The following is a 19,532-nucleotide window of genomic DNA, read 5'->3' as shown; positions in this document are numbered from 1 at the left end:
GTGCACTGCAATATCATTATTGCGATGCGATGACAACGCGCTGCGCGCCTGCCCTCTCAGCCACATTAACGCTGTTTGGAAACGTCAGGGGAGAGCGCCTGTTCCCGCATGGCTTCACAAGGATTTGGTCGCTATTAAAGTTTTGTTAGGCATAATCACGCCGGATTGCAGAGTCGCCGGAAGAACGGGACGGAATGAGCGGATCCGAACAGGATTGGACAACCCTGGGCAGCGCATTGGCGCTTGACGGTGCTTTGGCGCCGTTTGCGGCCGAAGGGGCATTGCTGGTCTGGTCGCTCGACGGCCAGAAGCTTTTGCACGCCAATCCGGCAGGCAGGGCGCTGCTCTCACGTGGACCTGCCAGTTTGCCGGCTGCGGTGCAAGAGCGGCTGCGCCTGCTCGGCAGCGGCCTCGCCACCGCCGACACGGTTCGGCTCGAGCGTTTGCGCCTCGGCACGGGCCTCTCCGGGCTGGTGACCTGCGCCTGCAAGCTCATCGAAAATCCAGCCGGGAGGGCGCTGGCACTCGGCATCACCGGCGCGGAATTGCGCCGAATCGGCGTCAGCGTCCCCGCGGAAGCCCCTCCGACCGCGAACATGGTTCCAACGTCGGCACAGGCGGAGATCTCGACCGAGAGCGCCGCCGCCGAAGCGCCGGCGCCTGCCGCGCCAGGGCGCCGGGCCAATCTCCGATTTCTGTGGGCAAGCGATGCCGAGGGCCGGTTCACCAGCGCCTCGCCGGAATTCGCCGAGCTCGCCGGCGCGGAAACGGCGGCGGCCCTGCCCGGTCGCACCTGGAGCCAATTGCTCGGCTGCGAGATCCTCGACCTCGACGGCGACCTTGCCGAACGTCTTGCGACGTCGAACACCTGGAGCGGCCGCGCCGTGATGTGGCGCGTCGCGCCGGGCGAAGGCGCACGCGTCGAGCTTTCCGGCTTCCCACTGTTCGACAAGGAGCGGGCGCCGGCCGGTTTCCGCGGTTTCGGCCTCGTCCGGCAAAGCGAGAACGAGCCCTTCCCCGAGCCTGAAGCCATCGTCGAACCGGCGACACCGATCGCCGAGGCTGCGCCTGTGAACGCCGCTTCCACCGGTGAAGACGAGGCGCAGCAGTCGGCATCTGAAGCCAATCTCGCGGTCCCGACCACCGAACAGGCGATCGCGGATGCCGACGAAGGCGCCGCCGAGGCGGCCGTCGCCGAAGTGACCGAGCCTGTCGCAACGTCCGTGAACGCGGCATCCGAGGCCAGCGAACCCGAGCAGGCTGCCGGAGCTGGAACCGAGGCCTCGACCGCAAACGAGCCGTCGGGCGAGGCCGACGAAGAGCCGGTGAGCGACGAAACCCAGCAGGACGCCCAGCCACCGGCCCCGGCCGCTGCGAGCGACGAGATTTCCGAACCTGCAGCCTCCGAGGCTGCGGCCGCCAAGACCGATGCAGCCGACGCGCCGCCCTCCCCCGGCAATGTCGTGCCGCTGCGCAACGGGCAGCTTGCCGGCGTGCGGCCGGTGCTCGAACCGTCGAAGACGCTGCTGTCCTCGGCCGAGCGCAGCGCCTTCCGCGAGATCGCCAAGGCGCTCGGAGCGAGAATCGCCGGTGACGACGACGTGGAGACCGGGTTGCGCCTGCCCGCCGCGGCGCCATTGAAAGTAGGCGACGAGAGCAAGGCGGAGGCGCAGGTCGCCTCCCCGACCGACGCACAACCAGCCGCCACCGTGGTCGAAGGCCGGCCACGCATCGCCAACGCCCATGCCGAGATCCTCGACCGTTTGCCGATCGCGGTGCTGGTCAATCGCGACGAGACCGCGCTCTACGCCAACCGCACCCTGCTCGACCTGCTCGATTATGCAGATCTCGACGACCTGACAGCGGCCGGCGGCGTCAGCCGGCTGATCAAGGGCGCCGCCCGCAGCGCCGGCGGCGCGATGATCCTGGTCGACCGCAAGGGCGGGCTGGTCAGCGTCGACGGCAGGCTCTCCAGCATCGGCTGGCAGGGCGAGCCTGCGACGCTGATGGCCTTCCGCAACAGCGTGCCGGGGGGTGACCTCAAGCTGCTGACCGAGGAGGAAGCGGAGCAGCACGAGCTCGCCGCCGAATTCGAGGCCGAGGAGGAAGAGGTCGCCGCGCGCGTCGCGTCGCTGAAGCTCGAAGGCTCCGCCAACGAATCGCGCGTCGCCGAGCTGAGCGCCGTGCTCGACACGGCCACCGACGGCGTCGTCACCGTCGACGGCCGCGGCCGCATCCTCTCGCTCAACAAGAGCGCCGAGGCGCTGTTCGGCTACGACCAGCGCGAGGTCGCGGGCGAGCTCTTCACCCTGCTCTTCGCGCCGGAAAGCCATTCGCCGGCGCTCGACTATCTCGATGGCCTGATCGGCGGCGGCGTCGCTTCGCTGATGAACGACGGACGCGAAGTCGTCGGGCGGGTCCGCCAGGGCGGACGCATCCCGCTGTTCATGACGATGGGACGGATCGCAGAGGGGCCGGACAGCAAGTTCTGCGCGGTGCTGCGCGACATCACCGCCTGGAAGAAGACCGAGGGCGAGCTGGTCGAGGCGCGCAAGGCGGCCGAGAAGGCCAGCGCCCAGAAATCGGACGTGCTCGCCAAGATCAGCCACGAAATCCGCACGCCGCTCAACGCGATCATCGGCTTCGCCGAGGTGATGGCCGAGGAGCGCTTCGGGCCGATCGAAAACGAGCGCTACAAGGAGTACCTGCGCGACATCCACCAGTCGGGCGGCTATGTCATCAGCCTGGTCAACGACCTGCTCGATCTCGCCAAGATCGAGGCCGGCAAGCTCGACCTCGACTTCGTCGGCGTGAACCTCAACGAGATCGCCTTGTCGGCGGTGAACCTGCTGCAGCCGGAGGCGCAGCGCGGGCGCGTCGTGCTGCGCTCGGGGCTGGCGCCGAAGCTGCCGCCCGTCGTCGCCGACGAGCGCTCGCTGCGCCAGATCGTGCTCAACCTGCTCTCCAATGCGGTGAAGTTCACCGATGCCGGCGGCCAGGTCATCGTCTCGACCGCGCTCGGCGACCAGGGCGAGGCGATCCTGCGGGTGCGCGATACCGGCATCGGCATGGATGACGACGAGATCGCGCTGGCGCTCGAGCCCTTCCGCCGGGTGCCGACGACGCGCAAGGCCGGTGGCACGGGCCTCGGCCTGCCGCTGACCAAGGCGCTGGTCGAGGCCAACCGCGCCGCGCTGACCATCACCAGCGTCAAGAAGGAAGGCACGCTGGTCGAGGTGACCTTCCCGCCGCAGCGGGTGCTGGCCGGCTGAGGTCAGCGCGCAAGCGCGTGCCGGTAGAGATTGCGTTCCAGTTCGGGCACGTAGCGCTCGATCGCGAAACCGGCCTTCTCGAGAACCCGGCACGAGCCGACATTCTCCGGGCGGGCGAAGGCCCGCAGCTCCGGCAGCCGCAACCGGTCGCGCGCCTCGGCGACGCTCGCCACCGCGAGTTCGCTCGCATAGCCCGTGCCCCAGGCCGAGGGCGCCAACCAGTAGCCGAGCTCGACACCCCAGCCCGGATCGAACGGGTCCTCGAACAGCCCTCCCCAGCCAATGATCGCCCCGTCGCTCCGGTTTCGGACCGTCCAGGGCGCGCAGCCGAGCCGGCGACGCTGCCACTCATGCCCGGCGACGTGGCGGCGGCAGGCGCGCAATGTGGTGAAATGCGCGGTGTGCCGCATCGCCTGCGCGTCGCCGAGAAAGCTGAAGAGCGCCGGCACGTCGGAGGCTTTGGTGGGGCGAAGCGAGAGCCGCTCGGTCAGGATATCCATGGAGGCCTTCAAGCAAGAACCGCGCCCGCGCTGCAAGGCGGGCGCGGCTCGTTCCGCTAAAGCAGCGTCCCGGTCAGGATCAGCGAGGCGATGCTGAAATAGATCGCCAGCCCGGAGACATCGACCAGGGTCGCGACGAAGGGCGCCGAGGCGCTGGCCGGATCGAAGCCGAGCCGCGTCATGATGAAGGGTAGCATCGAGCCGGTCAGCGAGCCGAAGGTGACGATGCCAAGCAAGGCCGCGCCAACCGTCGCCGCAACCAGCAGCCAGTGCTCGCCATAGTCGTAGAAGCCGAGCTTCTGCCAGACCACGACGCGGACGACGCCGATCGCCCCGAGGATGGCGCCGAGCGTGATCCCGGTCGGCAGCTCCCGGAGTGCAACGCGCCACCAGTCGCCCGGCACGAGTTCGCGCAATGCCAGCGCCCGAATGATCAGCGAAGTCGCCTGCGAGCCGGAATTGCCGCCCGAGCTCATGATCAACGGGATGAACAGGGTCAGCACGATCGCCTTCTCGAGCGCGCCCTCATAGTGCTGCAGCACCGAGGCCGTCAGCATCTCGCCGAGCAGGAGCACGCTGAGCCAGCCGGCGCGCTTCTGGATCATGCTGAAGAAGCCGATCTCGCGGTAGGGCACGCCGAGCGCTTCCATGCCGCCGAGCTTGTGCACGTCCTCGGTGGTTTCGGCGATCATCGCGTCGATGACGTCGTCGACCGTGACGATGCCAAGCACGCGGCTGTTATCGTCGACCACCGGCACGGCGAGCAGGTTGTACTTGGCGATCAGCCGCGCCACCTCCTCGCGATCGGTCAGCGGCGAGACGCTGACCGGTTCGCGCCGCCCGGCGGCGGAACCCACCAGCGCCCCCGGCTCGGCCGAGATCAGGCGGCGCAGGGCTACCGCCTGCTGCAGGCCGCCGGTGACGGGATCGAGCACATAGATCGCATAGACCGTCTCGCGGGTGCGTTCGACGGTGCGGACATGGTCGAGCGTGCGCGCCACCGTCCAGTCGGCCGGCACGCTGACGAACTCGGTGGTCATGATCGCGCCGGCGCTGTGCTCGGGATAGGCGAGCAGCGAGGCGAGAGCGGCCTTGGTCTCGTGGTCGAGCTTCGCGACATAGCGATGCCGCTCAGGCTCGGAGAGGTCGTTGCGGAACAGCTCGGCGACGCGGTCCGACGACATCGCCTGGATGAAGGCGACCGCGCGCTCGAGCGGCAGCGCCTTCAGGATCGCACCCGGCTCGCGCAATTCTGGCTGGTCGAGAACGTCGACCGCGCGCGCCTTCGGCAGATCGAGCAGGACATCGGCGGCATAGGCCGGCGGATGCTCGTTCAGCGCTTCGACGATGTCGGCGACATGGGCGCGGCTCAGCGTGACGGCGAGAGCCGACGCGGCGAAGCCGACGGTGGGCAGGATTTCGGTAACAGCGGCGTTCATGGCCCGCTTCCTTTCGTTCGGCCGTCGATCGGCCGAACGCGGGCGAGCCTGCCGGTTAGGGTTCAGGCGCCCGGGCGGGCCGGCGACGGCAAGGACTGTCGACTGGGACTGTCGCTTGGCATGGGGTTCAAAGGTTCCTGTGAGGTCGCCGGACGAGCGGAAGGCGCGAGCCGGCGAACAGCGCGGCACATGCGCCTCGCGATCCGCGCCGTCAAGTCGAAACTTCAGGGTTCGGGCGAGCGCCCGCCAGCGCAAAACCCGCCGGGCAAAGCTTCGCGTTGGCGCCAACGACGGCGCGCTCTAAGCTCCCCGTCATCCGTCCAGTCCAGCGAGCGCAACCGCATGCAATTTGCCTTCACCGAAGAGGAAGAGCTGATCCGCGACAGCGCCCGCAAGCTCGCCACCGACCGGCTGGCTCCGCTCGCCGAGACGCTCGACCGCGGCGAAGGCCGGGCCGAATTCCTCGCCAACCTGAAGCTGCTCGCGGAGAACGGCTTCATGGCCCTCAACATCCAGGCCGGCTTCGGCGGTTCGGAAGCGGGCACCGTCGCCTTCGCCCTGGCGCTGGAGGAGCTGGCCGCAGCCTGCGCCTCGACGGCGGTGACGACCTCGGTGACCAACATGGTCGGCGAGGTGATCCAGGCCGTCGGCAGCTCGCAGCAGCAGGCCGAGCATCTGCCCAAGCTCGCCGACGGGACCTACCCGGCCGGCGCCTTCTGCCTGACCGAGGCGGGCGCCGGCTCCGACCCCGGCGGCATGAAGCTGCGCGCTCGCCGCGACGGCGACGCCTATGTCCTCGACGGCGAGAAGATCTTCATCACATCCGGAGAGTATGCCGGCCTCTTCGTGGTCTGGGGCGTGACCAACCCGGACGCGCCGAAGGGCAAGGGCATCTCGGTCTTCCTCGTCCCCGCCGATACACCGGGCGTCAGCGTCGGCAAGGCCGAGAAGAAGATGGGCCAGACCGGCTCGGCGACCAACACGATCCGCTTTGAGGGCACGCGCATTCCCGCCGAGGCCCTGATGGGCAAGGAGAATGACGGTTTCCGCGTCGCGGTGGGCGAGCTCGCCGGCGGGCGCATCGGCGTCGCCTCGGTTTCGCTCGGCATCGCCCGCGCGGCGATGGACGCTGCCAAATCCTATGCCCGCGAGCGCAAGCAGTTTGGTCAGGCGCTGACCGAATTCCAAGGTCTGCAATGGCTGATCGCCGATCGCGAGCTCGACCTCCACGCCTCGCGCCTGCTGATCCTCGACGCCGCCGCGAAGAAGGACCGCGGCGAGCCCTTCGCCAGGGAAGCCTCGATGGCCAAGCTCTTCGCCTCGGAGGCGGCGCATCGCTGCACTGATGCCGCGATCCAGATCCATGGCGGCGCCGGCTATTGCCGCGACTTCCCGGTCGAGCGCTATGCCCGCGACGCCCGGATCACCCGCATCTACGAGGGCACTTCGGAGATCCAGCGGCTGATCATCGCCCGCGAGACCCTGCGTCAGCTCGGCTGAACGAGGTCTGCGTCGACAATGCCGGCGGTGGACATCACAATTCGGGCGGGAGCGGAGCGGCAGAAGGCTACGGGCTGCAACGGCGATCACAGGGCAACGTCAGGGGGCGATCGTGTCGAGGGCACTGGTTTTCGGATTGTGCCTTTCCCTCGGGCCCGTCTCCCGCGCCTACCCGTCCGAGCTGCTGGCCAAGGTGGAGTTCATCGAGCAGCACGAGCGGATCGCGCCCTCGCGCGGCTTCAGCCACACGAAGGTCGAGATCAGCGCCGCGATCAAATCGACTGGTCAGGTCAGCGTCGCGGAAAGCCGGGCCAGCGGGCGCGCCGCATCTTCCGGCAACCGATCCAGCACACTGGGAAGACCGGGCACCAGGCAGCTCTGGAAGGTGATCAGCGAAAAGAGACTGGCGAACTATACGGCCTATACCAACTTCACGCGGGTCATTTACCTGACCATCGATGGCCCTCGCTGCTCGATCGAGGTCCAGTACCCACTGCAGCCGGGCGAAACGGAGTATCGCTACCGGCGGATCTCCAACGGCGAAAGGGCGGTCGCGCGCTCGATCTCGATCAGCCATCCGCGCTGTGAACTGAGAACCATGTGAGCAAGGGCGTCCCGGGCCGCGCCGGCACGCGCGCAGCGATCTTGACAATCGCCTGATCCGATCCGCTACCTGAACGGGCTCGCTCCGGTTACCTGCGATCCGGAGTTCCTCCCGCCCGCCGGAATTCCGCCCATGACCCTGACCATCTATGGCTGTCACCGCTCGCGCGCGACGCGCAATGTCTGGCTCGCCAACGAGCTTGGCATCTCTTTCAAGCAGGTTCCGGTGATTCAGGCCTACCGCCTCGCCGATCCAGACGCGCCCGGCGCGCCGCTCCATACCCGCAGCCCCGAATTCCTGAAGGTCAACCCCAACGGACACATCCCGTCGATCGATGATGACGGCTTCGTCCTGCACGAATCGCTGGCGATCAACCTCTACCTCGCCCGCAAGCATGGCGGGCCGGTCGCGCCCAAGGACGTGCAGGAGGAAGGGCTCGCGGCAATGTGGGCGCTGTGGGCCGCGACCGAATGCGAGACGCATGCGCTCAACCTGACCTATCACCTCGCGGCCTATCCGCCGGAGAAGCGCGACCCGGCCATCGTCGCCGCCGCGCTCGCCGCCCTGCCCGCCCCCTTTGCAGTGCTCGACAAGGCCCTGGCGGAAGGCGGCGGCTATGTGATGGGCGGGCGCTTCACCGTCAGTGACATCAACGTCGCCGAGATCATCCGCTACGCCAAACCGGCGGCGCAGCTCTTCGACGCCGCCCCGAACGTCAAGGCCTGGCTCGAGGCCTGCCATGCCCGTCCGGCCTTCAAGGCGATGTGGGCGGCGCGCGAGGCGGAAGCCGCCTGAGCCTGCCTTGCGGAAATCGGGTGGCCGGGCAAAGCCCGGCCGCCTACTGACGCAGGCTGACCCGCCCTGCGAACACAGATTGCACCATGACACAGCCGACCTCCGCTCCCGCGCTGCGCATGGGCCCGACCGAGTGGCTCCTGCTCGTCGTCCTATCCGTCCTGTGGGGCGGCTCGTTCTTCTTCAACAAGCTCACCGTGGCGGAATGGCCGCCCTTCGCGGTGGTTCAGGTCCGCGTCGGCCTTGCCGCGCTGTCGCTGCTGCTGGTGGTCCGGATCACCGGGCAATCCATGGCGGTGGGACGCAGTCTCTGGCTCGCCTTCTTCGGCATGGGCGTCCTCAACAACCTGATCCCGTTCAGCCTGTTCCTTTGGGGCCAGCAGCAGATCGCAAGCGGCCTCGCCTCGATCCTGAACGCCACGACGCCAATCTTCGCCGTGCTGGTGATGCATTGCTTCGGCAATGAGAAGGCGACCGGGTTGAAGCTCGGCGGCGTCCTCGCCGGCCTCATCGGCGTCGGCATATTGATGGGGCCCGATGCGCTCGGCGGCCTCGGCTCCAATCTCGCGGCGCAGCTCGCCTGCGTTCTTGCTGCGGTCTCCTACGCGTTCTCAGGCCTGTTCGGCCGGCGCTTCCGCGGCCTGCCGCCGCTCGTCGCCGCCACCGGCCAGTTGTCCGCCTCGACCATCATGATCGTTCCGATCGTGTTTTTCCTGCACCCGCCCTGGACGCTGCCGGTCCCCTCGCAGCAGGCCGTCCTCGCGGCGGTGGGCCTGGCGCTGATTTCGACGGCCCTGGCCTACATCATCTTCTTCCGGATCATGCGCACCGCCGGGCCGAGCAACGTCATGCTGGTCACCTTCCTGATCCCGGTCAGCGCCATCCTGCTCGGCTCCGGCCTGCTCGGAGAGGAGCTTCTGCCGCGCCATTTCGCCGGCATGGCCGCGATCTTCGTCGGACTCGCACTGATCGACGGCCGGGTCGCAACCTTGTGGAACACCAGACGAGCGGGCGCCCCGACCGCTTGACCGGCTTCTGTCAAGCGCGGAAAAATCCCCAAAATTCAACCGATTACAGCATCGCCCGGCCATGGGAGCGGCTTTCCCCCTGTGGATGCCGCCGCCGTGGCAATGAGCTTTGTTGCCAATAAATTATGAATTGCTCTAGGGTCGCAAATTAAGCGGTTGACGCTAAAGGGGCATAACAGAAATCACTGGACGATATCACAAAAAGCGATACGCCAGAGGGGAGACGCGACAACCATGGATCTGCGGCAACTGCGATGCTTCATCGCGGTGGCGGAGGAGCTTCATTTCGGCCGTGCGGCCGAGCGGCTCGGCCTCGCGCCACCCGCTCTCTCGCGCCAGATCAGCGCGCTGGAGGATGGACTCGGCGTCAGCCTGCTGACGCGCACGACCCGTCAGGTCGCACTCACGCGCGCCGGCCTGATCATGCTCGAGGAAGCCAAGGGCATCCTGGTCAGGATGGAGCGTGCCTCGCGGTCCGTCCGGGAGGCTTCTCTGGCCTCGAGCCGTGTGCTGCGGGTCGGGGCGATCGACGCAGCCTCCTCCAGCTTCGTGCCCGAGGCGCTGGTGACCTTCCGCGCCCGCCATCCCGGCATCGAGATCAAGTTCGTCGAGGCGATGACCGCGCCGCTCGTCCAGATGCTGGAAGCCGGCAAGCTCGACCTGGCGCTGCTGCGCCCGCCGCGCAAGCCGACCGACTGCGCCTTCGAGGTGTTGCGGGTCGAGCGCCCGATCGTCGTACTGAACGACGCACACCCCCTGGCCGCGCGCGACGATCTCACCATGCAGGACCTCGTCGGCGAGCCCTTCGTGGTGCCGTCGAAACGAATCCGTCCCTTCGCCTACGACCTCGTCATGGCCTATTTCGAGAGCGTCGGCGCCGTTCCCAACGTCATCATCGAAGCAACCGAAAAGCCGGCGATGATGTCGGCGGTGGCGGCCGGGCTCGGCATGTCGCTGGCCCCGGACTGGGTTTCGCGGTTGAGTTTTCCCGGCGTCACCATGCGCCGCCTGCGCGGCGCACTGCTCGACCCGCCGCCGCCCGGCGCGCTCGTCGGTGTCGCCTGGCGGCCGCAGCAGAAGCTTTCCGCGCGCGACGATTTTCTCGCCATCCTGCGAGAGAGCGTCACGCTGATCGACGAGCGTATCACCCTGCCCTTCACTGTGCCGGTACACGCCCGAAAGCCCGCGATGCGCGCCGTCGCGACCCAAGCCGGAGGTTACTGATGAGTTTGAACAAGATCGAGTCGGCGCAGGGGCTGCGTATCCGATCGACCCAGGATTTCGCGGCGGGACTGTTCATGATCGGCCTCGCCGGGCTCGCCTTGTTCCTGTCGCGCGATCTGGCAGCCGGCACCTTGCGGCAGCTCGGTCCGGGCATGCTGCCGAAATCCTTCGCCGTGATCTGCGCGGCCCTCGGCCTGCTGCTGAGCGTGAACTCGCTGCGCTACAAGGGCGAGAAGCTGGCCGGCTGGTCCTGGCGCGGCGTCCTGTTCGTGCTCGGCGCCGCCTGCCTGTTCGGCCTGACGATCCGTGGCTTCGAGATCGGCCCGCTGAAGGTGCCAGCCCTCGGCATGCTGGTCTCCGGGCCGCTCGTCGTTTTCGTCTCCGGCCTTGCTGCGGAGGACGTCAAGCTCAAGGAGCTGGCGATCTTCGCGATCGCGATGACCATCGCCTGTGCCCTCCTCTTCAAATACGCGCTGAGCCTGCCGATCCCGCTGGCGCCCTGGCTCTTCGGGATCTGACACGATGCATGACATGATCGCCAATCTCGGGCTCGGCTTCTCCGTCGCGCTCGGCCTGCAGAACATCGCCCTCGCCTTTGTCGGCTGCCTTGTCGGCACGCTGATCGGCGTGCTGCCGGGCGTCGGCCCGGTCGCCACCATCGCTATGCTCTTGCCGATCACTTTCGGGCTCGACCCGGTCGGCGCGCTGATCATGCTCGCCGGCATCTATTACGGCGCGCAATACGGTGGCTCGACCACCGCTATCCTGGTCAACATCCCCGGCGAGGCGACTGCGGTCGTCACCACGCTCGACGGCCACCAGATGGCCAAGCAGGGCCGCGCCGGCGTCGCGCTCGGTACCGCGGCGATCGGCTCCTTCGTCGCCGGCTGCTTCGCGACGCTGATCATCGCGGCGCTCGGCGCCCCGCTGACCAAGCTCGCCCTGCTGTTCGGCCCGGCCGAATACTTCTCGCTGATGGTGATGGGCCTGTGCTTCGCGGTCGTGCTGGCGCGCGGTTCGATCCTCAAGGCCTTCTGCATGATCATGCTCGGCCTCTTGCTCTCGACCGTCGGCACCGACCTCGAGACCGGCCAGGAGCGCATGACCTTCGGCTTCCCGCCGCTGGCCGACGGCATCGACTTCGCCGTGCTGGCGATGGGCGTGTTCGGCTTCGCCGAAGTGCTGCGCAACCTCGAGAATCCCGAGGCGCGCGACGTCGTGAAGGCCAAGATCGGCCGGCTGCTGCCGAGCTGGGAAGACATCAAGCAATCGGCCGCGCCCTGCCTGCGCGGCACCTTCATCGGCGGCGTTCTGGGCATCCTGCCCGGCAATGGCGCGGTGCTCGGCCCGTTCGCCAGCTACACGCTCGAGAAGAAGATCGCCAAGGATCCGTCGCGCTTCGGCAAGGGCGCGATCGAGGGCGTCGCCGGGCCGGAATCGGCCAACAACGCCGGCGCGCAGACCGCCTTCATCCCGCTGCTCACCCTCGGCATTCCGCCGAATGCAGTGATGGCGCTGATGGTCGGCGCGATGACGATCCACGGCATCATCCCCGGCCCGCAGGTCATGACCAAGAACCCGGAGCTGTTCTGGGGCATGATCGCCTCGATGTGGATCGGCAACCTCATGCTGCTGATCATCAACCTGCCGCTGGTCGGCGTCTGGGTGAAGCTGCTGCAGGTGCCCTACCGCCTGATGTTCCCGGCGATCCTGATCTTCTGCTCGATCGGCATCTACTCGGTGAACAACCAGCCGGTCGACGTCGCCTTCACCGCGCTGTTCGGCCTGTTCGGCTATCTCCTGATCAAGCTCGGCTTCGAGCCGGCTCCGATGCTGCTCGGCTTCGTGCTCGGCAAGCTGATGGAGGAGAAGCTGCGCCAGGCACTGATCATCTCGCGCGGCTCGTTCATGACCTTCATCGAGCGGCCGATCTCGGCCGGCCTGCTGGTGGTCGCGGTCGCGATCCTGGTCATCGCGCTGCTGCCTTCGATGGCGAAGAAGCGCGACGAGGTCTTCACCGAATGACGGGGTTGCCTCGCAGCCCTGAACCTCGCAACGCTCACGACAACCGTTCAATGGGAGGAATACGCATGAAGAAGCTCGCCCTCGGCGTCGTCGCGGCTTTGGCGCTCGCCGCCCCGGCCCAGGCCCAGACGAAATACCCGGAGCGTCCGATCACCATGATCGTGCCCTTCGCGGCCGGCGGACCGACCGACATCATCGCCCGCATCGTCGGCGAGAGCATGTCGAAGACGCTCGGCCAGCAGGTCGTGGTCGAGAACGTCGCCGGCGCCGGCGGCACCACCGGCATCACCCGCGCGCTGACTGCGGCGCCGGACGGCTACACCATCGCGATGGGCCATCTCGGCACCTTCTCGGCGGCGCCCTCGACCTATCCCGGGCTGAAATACGACCCGATCAACGGCATGCAGCCGATCGGCCTCGCCGGCGGCACGCCGATCCTGATCGTCGCCAAGAAGGATCTCGCGCCGAAGGACCTGAAGGAGTTCGTCACCTTCGTGAAGGCGAACCCCGACAAGCTCAACGAGGCGCATGCCGGCGTGGGCTCGGTCTCGTGGACGACCTGCACCCTGCTCAAGGGCCAGCTCGGCGTGCCGAAGCTCAACTCGGTCGCCTATCGCGGTACCGGCCCGGCGCTGAACGACCTGGTCTCGGGGCAGATCGACTTCATGTGCGACCAGATCGTCTCCGTCTCCGAGCAGGTCAAGGCCGGCACGATCAAGGCCTACGCCATTGCCTCGGCTGAGCGCTCGCCGGCCCTGCCCAACATCCCGACCACCAAGGAAGCCGGGCTGCCCGAGTACCAGATCGAGGCCTGGAACGGCCTGACCGCGCCGAAGGGCACCCCGAAGGAGGTCGTCGACAAGCTGGTCGACGCGCTCGACAAGGCCCTGAACGACGAGAACGTCAAGAAGCGCCTGCTCGACCTCGGCACGGTCATCCCGACCGCCGAGGAGCGCAAGCCGGCCGGTTTCGCCGCGCTGATCAAGCGCGACGCCGACAAGCTCTCGCCAGTGCTCTCGGCCGCGCCGAAGTAAACTCCGGGCGCTGAAGCATCGCAGCATCGTCACGGCGGGCCGCAAGGCCCGCCGTTTGCTTTCGGGCTCCGACAGGGCCCGCGATCTCCATAGAGGATGCAGCATGAACCGGACGATCCGTATCCCCTTAGCGCCGCTGACGCCGGAGGCCTTCGCGCCCTATGGCCGCGTTCTCGCTCCCTCCGGCCCGCGCGATGCCGGTCGAGATGGCTACGACATCTGGGTCCAGCCCTTCGCCGCCGAGACCAGGCCGCGCCTGCAGCTCGTGCGCTACCATGCCCGGCCCTTCGTCGTGGCGGTGATCGAGCGCCATCTCCACGTCACCGAGGCGCGCCTGCCGCTCGGCGGGCCGCCGGCCATCATCGTGGTCGCAGAGCCTTCCGAGACACCGCCTGAGCCGGAGGCTCTGCGCGCCTTCCGCCTCGACGGCGAGGGCGTGATGTTCAGCCGCGGCACTTGGCACGCGATCGATGCGTACCCGGAAGCCGGGCCGCATGCCGACTTCCTGTTCCTCTCCGAGGAAGCGACCGTCGACGAACTCTTCGCCAATGCCGGCAGGCCGCCGCAACGGACTCAGGTCTTCGATTTCGCCGCAGCCGGGACGGAGATCGTGATCGCCACGAAGCCGCTGATCGACAAGGACAATCCCTGAAGCCGTTCACGAACGTTCACAGCTCGTGACCCGGACCGGCGGAACTTGCCGGGTGTTTTGCCGTTCTTGCTGCCGAGGTTTCCCTCAGAAGGAGAACGGAAATGTTCAAGAAGCTTGCTCTCGTAGCGGCCCTCGCCATTGTTCCGGCCACGGCCTTTGCCCAGCAGAATCCGCAGGGCGCCCAGGGTGGCGCGGTTGGCGGCGCGACGGCCGGCGCGGTCGGCGGCGCCGTGGTCGGCGGCCCGGTCGGCGCTGTGGTCGGCGGTGTCGGCGGTGCCGTCGTCGGTGCGATCATCGGCGACAACACTCCGCGCTTCCAGACCTATGTCGTCGAGCAGCGCGTTCCGTCCTACACCTATGCGGAGCCGGTCGTGGTCGGCGCGACGCTGCCGCGCGAGGGCGTCCGCTATTACGAAGTCCCGCGCGAATACGGCGTGACCGATTATCGCTACACGGTCGTGAACAACCGCACCGTCCTGGTCGATCCGCAGACCCGCCGCATCGTCCAGGTCATCGAATAAGCGAGCAGTTTCAACGCTCCGGCTCCGCTCGCGCCATCGCGGCCTGAGTGAAAGCCGGCAGCGGGGGCCCGCCCAGAAATGGCCGGGCCTTTCGCATGACAGGAGCGTCGCGCTTAGAGGATCGTACCGGACAGCGGCAACCAGAGGCGGCGGTCGAAGCTGAATTTCTGTTGCCCGATCACCGCGACGGAACGCCCGCTGACACGCGCAGGGTTGATCAGAAAGTTGGCGCTACGCGGCGCGGCGAAGGAGGGCACTTTCAGCACCGGCGTATACCCGTCCGCCAGCCAGGCGTCGCCGAGCTGTCTCGGGTTCTCCGGCAATACCGTGATCTCCTCACAAGCGGCCTCGGCGAGGTCGATCTCGACCAGGACGTAGTCGTCGGGGATCAGGTCCGGCTCGAGATCGAGATGGACCCTGACTTCCAGGATGGCGAGGGCGGGATTCTCGGCAGTGTAGACGACCGGCCGCCCCGGCGAGTTCCAGCGCCCGCCATAAAGCCTTGCCCCCTCCCCGCTGAGATCGGCGAACGCGGCGCGGCAGACGCGCCAGACCCGCATCAGGCAGCGATGCCGTGCGCGATCCGCCCGAGCAGCGTCTCCACCTCGGCCGCGCCCTCGCTGGTGTCGAGCAGCGCGATCGGCTTCTCACCGCCGAGCGCCTCGGTCGGCCGGCGCAGCCACCTGCCGGCTTTCTCCTGCGAGCCGAAGGTCTCTTCCGCTTCTGCGATGACGCGGGCAGCCCGGACCAGCCGGTCGGACTGCTCGCTGGTTAGGGTGCCGATCTTGCGGCGATGGCTGAGCGTCTTGCGCGGCAGCACGACCTCGTCGATCTCGGCCAGCGTCATGCGGCCGCTGGCGATGACGTGTTCCACCGCCGCCACCGGGAAGCCGCGCCGGACCGCAGCGATGATCGCGCGCGCGCTGTCGAGCGGAGCGCCGATCACCTCTGGGCCGCCAACCACGTCCACTGCACGGATCGTCGTCACCGTCGCCTCCTTGGCAATATGCCTACAAGATAAGGGCATATCGCCAGAACGACAAGGACAGGCGCTCAGCGCGTCCCGAACATGCGGTCGCCGGCATCGCCGAGGCCGGGTACGATGTAGCCGTGATCATTGAGACGCTCGTCGATCGCGGCCGTCCAGATCCGGACATCGGGGTGGGCGTCGCGCATGCGGGCGATGCCCTCGGGCGCCGCGAGAAGGCAGACGAAGCGCAGGTCATGCGCCCCGCGCTCCTTCAACCGGTCGACGGCGGCGACCGCGGAGTTCGCCGTCGCCAGCATCGGGTCCATCACCACGATCATGCGGTCGGCAATGTCGGAGGGCGCCTTGAAGTAGTACTCGACCGCCTGCAGCGTCTCGGGATCGCGGTAGAGGCCGATATGGGCGACGCGGGCGGCCGGCACGAGCTCGAGCATGCCGTCGAGGAAGCCGACGCCGGCCCGCAGGATCGGCGCGAAGACCAGCTTCTTGCCCGAGATCACCGGCTGCATCGATTTCTGCAATGGCGTCTCGATCTCGATCATCTCGGTCGGCAGGTCGCGGGTCACCTCGTAGCAGAGCAGCATGCCGATCTCGTTGAGGAGCTGCCGGAAGCTCTTGGTCGAGCGGTCCTTCTCGCGCATCAGCGTCAGCTTGTGCCGCACCAGCGGGTGGTCGACGACGGTGACGCCGTCGGAATGCGTTGCCATTCTAGTAGCCCCTCATTTGTCGTCTCGACGCTCACCCTGAGGCGCCAGCCGAAAGCCCTGCGCCCGAAGGATGAGGGCCGATGATGTCGCTGGCCCTGAACTCAGAATACCGTGCCGTCGCTGACGATGGTCAAGGGCGGCCCGCCGCCCTCGCGCTTCTCGGCTGCGATGCGGCGGCCGGCTGCCCATGTACCGCCTTCGAGCACCTTTGCCAGCGGCAATTGCTCGCGCGTTAGGCCGAGGCGCTCGCGCACCAGCTCTCCGATCCGGTCGAGCAAGGCGACGGTCAGCGCCCGCCATTCGACGACGAGCTCGGAGCCGACCTCATGGGCGCCGGCACGATCATCCTCGTGCTTCAGCGCGATCACGCCGAGGTCGAGCAGCAGACCGCCATTGCGGTATTCCGGCAGGCCGGTGAGCTCGTCGATGCCGACGACGTCGACACCGGCCCATTGCAGCGGCTCGATCAGCGAATAGCTCAGCCATTGCGAGAGCTTGTGGAACGGCACGATGCCGGCGGTGATGCTGCCCTGCGCGATCAGCGGATGCTTCCAGCTGTCGCCGAGCGGGATGCCGGCATAGCTCAGGCGCGAGGGCCAGATGCCTCCGAGCACCTCGAGCACCTGCGACAGGATATAGCTGGCGCGGAGCGTGCCGCCCTCAGCCGCGGCGAAAAGCCGGTCGAACAGGCCGCCCGGCCGGTCGAGACCGTGCTTCTCCAGCTCCTCACCGAGCCGGTTGAGCAGGGCGGCGCGGCCCTCGACACTGAGCAGCGGATTGTCGGGGCCGGCCTGAAAACCCTCGGCGAGCGCCGCCGCATCGAGCCTCTTCAGCGCAGCGCTGTCGACGCGCAGCGGGTCGGCGGGATCGCCGGAGAACAGGCCGGCGGCGAACATGTCGAGCGAGGCCAGAGCCAGCCCTTCCGAACGGGCGATGAACTCTCCGGTCAGCGCGTCGCGATAGCGCCAGGCGGGACCGGCGCCAGCATCGAGGAGGACGCTGACGATGGCGAGATCATAGGCGGCACGGCCGCGCGCACCGGCATCGGCGAATCCGGCGGCCTCGTCGAGGGCGCGCCAACGATCGGTGCCGGCGACGAAAAAATGCCGCCAGCGCGCATGGAAAGGAATCTCGAGCGTCGGATAGTTCCGGCGGATCGTCGCCAGCACATAGTCCGCGCAGGCTTCGAGCCGCTCGGGATGCACGGTGAAATGCGAGAGCCGTCCATCCAAGCCGAGCTGCAGCATCTCCTGCGCACGCTCGCGGATGACGGCCGGCTTCAGCAGCTGGCGGACGGCTTCGGGATCGCGATCGGGCATGGCACTCAGAACTTCTCGAGGTCGCGGCCGACCGTGGATTTCAGCGCATTGTCGCCGGGCGCGCCGTCCGGCGAATAATAGCCCGCGGCCTTCTTGGCCTCGATCTCGACCGAGGCATCGGGCGGGATCAGTTCCGGCGGGATCGCGACGCGCTCGCCGATCTCGATGCCGCTCTCGACCATGGCGTCGTACTTCATGTTCGACATCGACATCAGCCGGTCGATCTTCCTGACGCCGAGCCAGTGCAGCACGTCCGGCATCAATTGCTGGAAGCGAGCGTCCTGCACGCCGGCGACGCACTCCGTGCGCTCGAAATAGGTCGCGGCGGAATCGCCGCCCTCCTGACGCTTGCGGGCATTGTAGACGAGGAATTTGGTGACCTCGCCGAGCGCCCTGCCCTCCTTGCGGTTGTAGACGATCAAACCGACACCGCCGCCCTGCGCTTCCTTCACCGCCTCCTCGATGCCGTGCACGAGATAGGGCCGGCAGGTGCAGATGTCGGAGCCGAAAACGTCGGAGCCGTTGCACTCGTCATGGACCCGGCAGGCGAGCTTGCGCCGGGGGTCGGAGATGGCCCCGACCTCGCCGATGACATAGGCGGTGATCGAGCCGATCGGCGGCAGGAAGACCTTGAGGTCGGGCCGCGTCACGAGCTCGGGATACATGCCGCCGGTCTGCTCGAACAGGGTTCGGCGCAATTCGTTCTCGCTGGTGCCGAAGCGTTCGGCGATGCCCGGCAGGTGCCAGACCGGGTCAACCGCGATCTTGGTGACGCTGATATCGCCGGAGCCGTGCAGGATATGGCCGTCGGCGGCGAGCCGGTGGCCGGCCATGGCGGCGAGAATCTCCGGCAGGTTGAGCCTCGCCTTGGTGACGGCGATGGTCGGGCGGATGTCGACGCCCTCGCCGATCCACTTGCCGAAATCCTGGGCGACGCGATGGCCGATCGGATCGAGCGAAACGATCCTGCCGGGCTCGAACCATTGCGGCTGCGGCAGGATCTCGGTGGTCGGGTGCGTGTTGGTCAGGTCGGGCCGCTGCGCCGGATTCATGGCGCGGGCCGAGATCGCGAGCGCCCGATAGACCGAGTAGGAGCCGCCATGAGCGCCGATGACGTTGCGGTCGGCCGGGTTGGTGGTCGAGGCGATGACCGGGCCGCGCTCCTCTGGCGTCGCTGCGCCCCAATGGATCGGGAAACGGGCTGCGGCGCTGCCGGGCTCGGGATGGGAGGTCAGCCGGATATGGGTGGTGCGATTCTGCGACGTCATCGCGGGGTTCGCTCTTCGAACGGATGAGGGCCCCGCGACGCGCTGCGTCCGGGGCCCTCTGGACCGAAGAAAGTCTGGATCAGCGCGCGGCCAGCGTCAATCGCAGCCGGCGGTCGCAAAAGTGACGATTTCGCGCGTCTCAGAACACGGCGAGATAGCGCAGCAGCGAGATGATGCCGATGATGATGACGATGATCTGGAGGATGTTCTTGATGTTGCCGTCGAGCGGCAGCATCCGCACGAGATAGAGCACCAGACCGATGACCAGAATCGTGATGAAAAGCGAAATCAAAAGACCCATGGCTCAAATCCTCTTATCGCGGCCGAAAGCCGGCCCCCCGAGGCCCTGACTGCGAGGCATTCGCAAGCATAGCACTCGGGCAAGAGAACGTGGAGCCCTGGGAAAAAGTTCCGGAAGGGTCGCTGGCCGAGGGGTTGGGCGCGGGATCCCCTCTCCTGGAAGGAGAGGGGTAGGGGTGAGGTGTTCGGACTGGAAACCTTAGCTTGAACCTGACCGCGCGGTCAGGCCTCGCGGAGCTGGTCGCAGGGCCTACACCTCACCCTGCCCTCTCACTGATCTCGGGCCTGCCCGAGATCAGCACTTAAAGTGTCGAAGTCGGGTTACCCGACTTCGATGCAGGAGAGGGTTCTGCGTC

19 protein-coding genes are annotated in these 19,532 nt (G+C 67.5%); 11 read left to right on the top strand and 8 right to left on the bottom strand.

Features of this window, described 5'->3' with window-relative positions:
- The first annotated feature begins 194 nt into the window (after positions 1–194).
- Entirely contained in the window at positions 195–3,272 is a 3,078-nt protein-coding gene (locus tag AC1REK_RS02915) for a PAS domain-containing sensor histidine kinase (protein ID WP_492267250.1), read from the top strand.
- A gap of 2 nt (positions 3,273–3,274) precedes the next feature.
- Here the strand turns inward: AC1REK_RS02915 and AC1REK_RS02910 are convergent, their stop codons facing one another.
- Positions 3,275–3,772 carry a GNAT family N-acetyltransferase gene (locus AC1REK_RS02910; RefSeq protein WP_492267251.1) on the bottom strand — a complete coding sequence of 166 codons (498 nt, stop codon included), beginning with the start codon at positions 3,770–3,772 and terminating at the stop codon, positions 3,275–3,277.
- Positions 3,773–3,828: 56 nt separating this feature from the next.
- Positions 3,829–5,211, bottom strand: a complete 1,383-nt coding sequence (gene mgtE / locus AC1REK_RS02905; protein WP_492267252.1) for a magnesium transporter — start codon at positions 5,209–5,211, stop codon at positions 3,829–3,831.
- Between the two features lie 342 nt (positions 5,212–5,553).
- Here mgtE and AC1REK_RS02900 point away from each other — a divergent pair, with 342 nt between their 5' ends.
- The 10 genes from AC1REK_RS02900 to AC1REK_RS02855 all read left to right on the top strand — a co-directional run bounded on the left by AC1REK_RS02900 (position 5,554) and on the right by AC1REK_RS02855 (position 14,594).
- Positions 5,554–6,711: an acyl-CoA dehydrogenase family protein gene (locus AC1REK_RS02900; protein ID WP_492267253.1), complete on the top strand. Its 1,158-nt coding sequence runs from the start codon at positions 5,554–5,556 to the stop codon at positions 6,709–6,711.
- Between the two features lie 112 nt (positions 6,712–6,823).
- On the top strand, positions 6,824–7,315 hold the full coding sequence (locus tag AC1REK_RS02895) for a hypothetical protein (protein WP_492267254.1): 492 nt from the start codon (positions 6,824–6,826) through the stop codon (positions 7,313–7,315).
- A gap of 132 nt (positions 7,316–7,447) precedes the next feature.
- A complete protein-coding gene (locus AC1REK_RS02890; protein WP_492267255.1) occupies positions 7,448–8,110 on the top strand; it encodes a glutathione S-transferase family protein in 663 nt (220 codons plus the stop codon).
- An 86-nt stretch (positions 8,111–8,196) separates the two neighbouring features.
- Positions 8,197–9,138, top strand: a complete 942-nt coding sequence (locus AC1REK_RS02885) for a DMT family transporter (protein ID WP_492267256.1) — start codon at positions 8,197–8,199, stop codon at positions 9,136–9,138.
- Positions 9,139–9,372: 234 nt separating this feature from the next.
- Positions 9,373–10,362 carry a LysR family transcriptional regulator gene (locus AC1REK_RS02880; protein WP_316018605.1) on the top strand — a complete coding sequence of 330 codons (990 nt, stop codon included), beginning with the start codon at positions 9,373–9,375 and terminating at the stop codon, positions 10,360–10,362.
- Positions 10,362–10,880 carry a tripartite tricarboxylate transporter TctB family protein gene (locus tag AC1REK_RS02875; protein WP_492267257.1) on the top strand — a complete coding sequence of 173 codons (519 nt, stop codon included), beginning with the start codon at positions 10,362–10,364 and terminating at the stop codon, positions 10,878–10,880. The genes AC1REK_RS02880 and AC1REK_RS02875 overlap by 1 nt, the downstream gene beginning before the upstream one ends.
- Before the next feature lie 4 nt (positions 10,881–10,884).
- Positions 10,885–12,387: a tripartite tricarboxylate transporter permease gene (locus tag AC1REK_RS02870; protein WP_492267258.1), complete on the top strand. Its 1,503-nt coding sequence runs from the start codon at positions 10,885–10,887 to the stop codon at positions 12,385–12,387.
- 65 nt (positions 12,388–12,452) lie between these two features.
- Positions 12,453–13,421, top strand: a complete 969-nt coding sequence (locus tag AC1REK_RS02865; protein ID WP_492267259.1) for a tripartite tricarboxylate transporter substrate-binding protein — start codon at positions 12,453–12,455, stop codon at positions 13,419–13,421.
- A gap of 103 nt (positions 13,422–13,524) precedes the next feature.
- Entirely contained in the window at positions 13,525–14,073 is a 549-nt protein-coding gene (locus AC1REK_RS02860) for an ureidoglycolate lyase (protein ID WP_492267260.1), read from the top strand.
- A gap of 101 nt (positions 14,074–14,174) precedes the next feature.
- Positions 14,175–14,594: a DUF1236 domain-containing protein gene (locus AC1REK_RS02855; protein ID WP_066468228.1), complete on the top strand. Its 420-nt coding sequence runs from the start codon at positions 14,175–14,177 to the stop codon at positions 14,592–14,594.
- A gap of 113 nt (positions 14,595–14,707) precedes the next feature.
- Here the strand turns inward: AC1REK_RS02855 and AC1REK_RS02850 are convergent, their stop codons facing one another.
- The 6 genes from AC1REK_RS02850 to AC1REK_RS02825 form a co-directional block, all read right to left on the bottom strand.
- Positions 14,708–15,154: an RES family NAD+ phosphorylase gene (locus tag AC1REK_RS02850; RefSeq protein WP_492267261.1), complete on the bottom strand. Its 447-nt coding sequence runs from the start codon at positions 15,152–15,154 to the stop codon at positions 14,708–14,710.
- Complete coding sequence (locus AC1REK_RS02845; protein WP_066468768.1) at positions 15,154–15,582, bottom strand: Xre family toxin-antitoxin system antitoxin; 429 nt, start codon at positions 15,580–15,582, stop codon at positions 15,154–15,156. Before AC1REK_RS02845 ends, AC1REK_RS02850 begins: the two co-directional genes overlap by 1 nt.
- A 65-nt stretch (positions 15,583–15,647) precedes the next feature.
- Positions 15,648–16,289 carry a uracil phosphoribosyltransferase gene (gene upp, locus AC1REK_RS02840; RefSeq protein ID WP_316018612.1) on the bottom strand — a complete coding sequence of 214 codons (642 nt, stop codon included), beginning with the start codon at positions 16,287–16,289 and terminating at the stop codon, positions 15,648–15,650.
- Positions 16,290–16,390: 101 nt separating this feature from the next.
- Positions 16,391–17,608: a URC4/urg3 family protein gene (locus AC1REK_RS02835; protein WP_492267262.1), complete on the bottom strand. Its 1,218-nt coding sequence runs from the start codon at positions 17,606–17,608 to the stop codon at positions 16,391–16,393.
- A gap of 5 nt (positions 17,609–17,613) precedes the next feature.
- Positions 17,614–18,876, bottom strand: coding sequence for a GTP cyclohydrolase II (locus tag AC1REK_RS02830; RefSeq protein ID WP_492267263.1), 1,263 nt, complete (start codon positions 18,874–18,876; stop codon positions 17,614–17,616).
- Positions 18,877–19,015: 139 nt separating this feature from the next.
- Positions 19,016–19,177: a Thivi_2564 family membrane protein gene (locus tag AC1REK_RS02825; protein ID WP_184231595.1), complete on the bottom strand. Its 162-nt coding sequence runs from the start codon at positions 19,175–19,177 to the stop codon at positions 19,016–19,018.
- Positions 19,178–19,532: the final 355 nt, after the last annotated feature.

This window comes from Allobosea sp. GW823-FHT02B03 (assembly GCF_058797755.1).
This window is presented reverse-complemented; position numbering and strand designations above follow the sequence as displayed.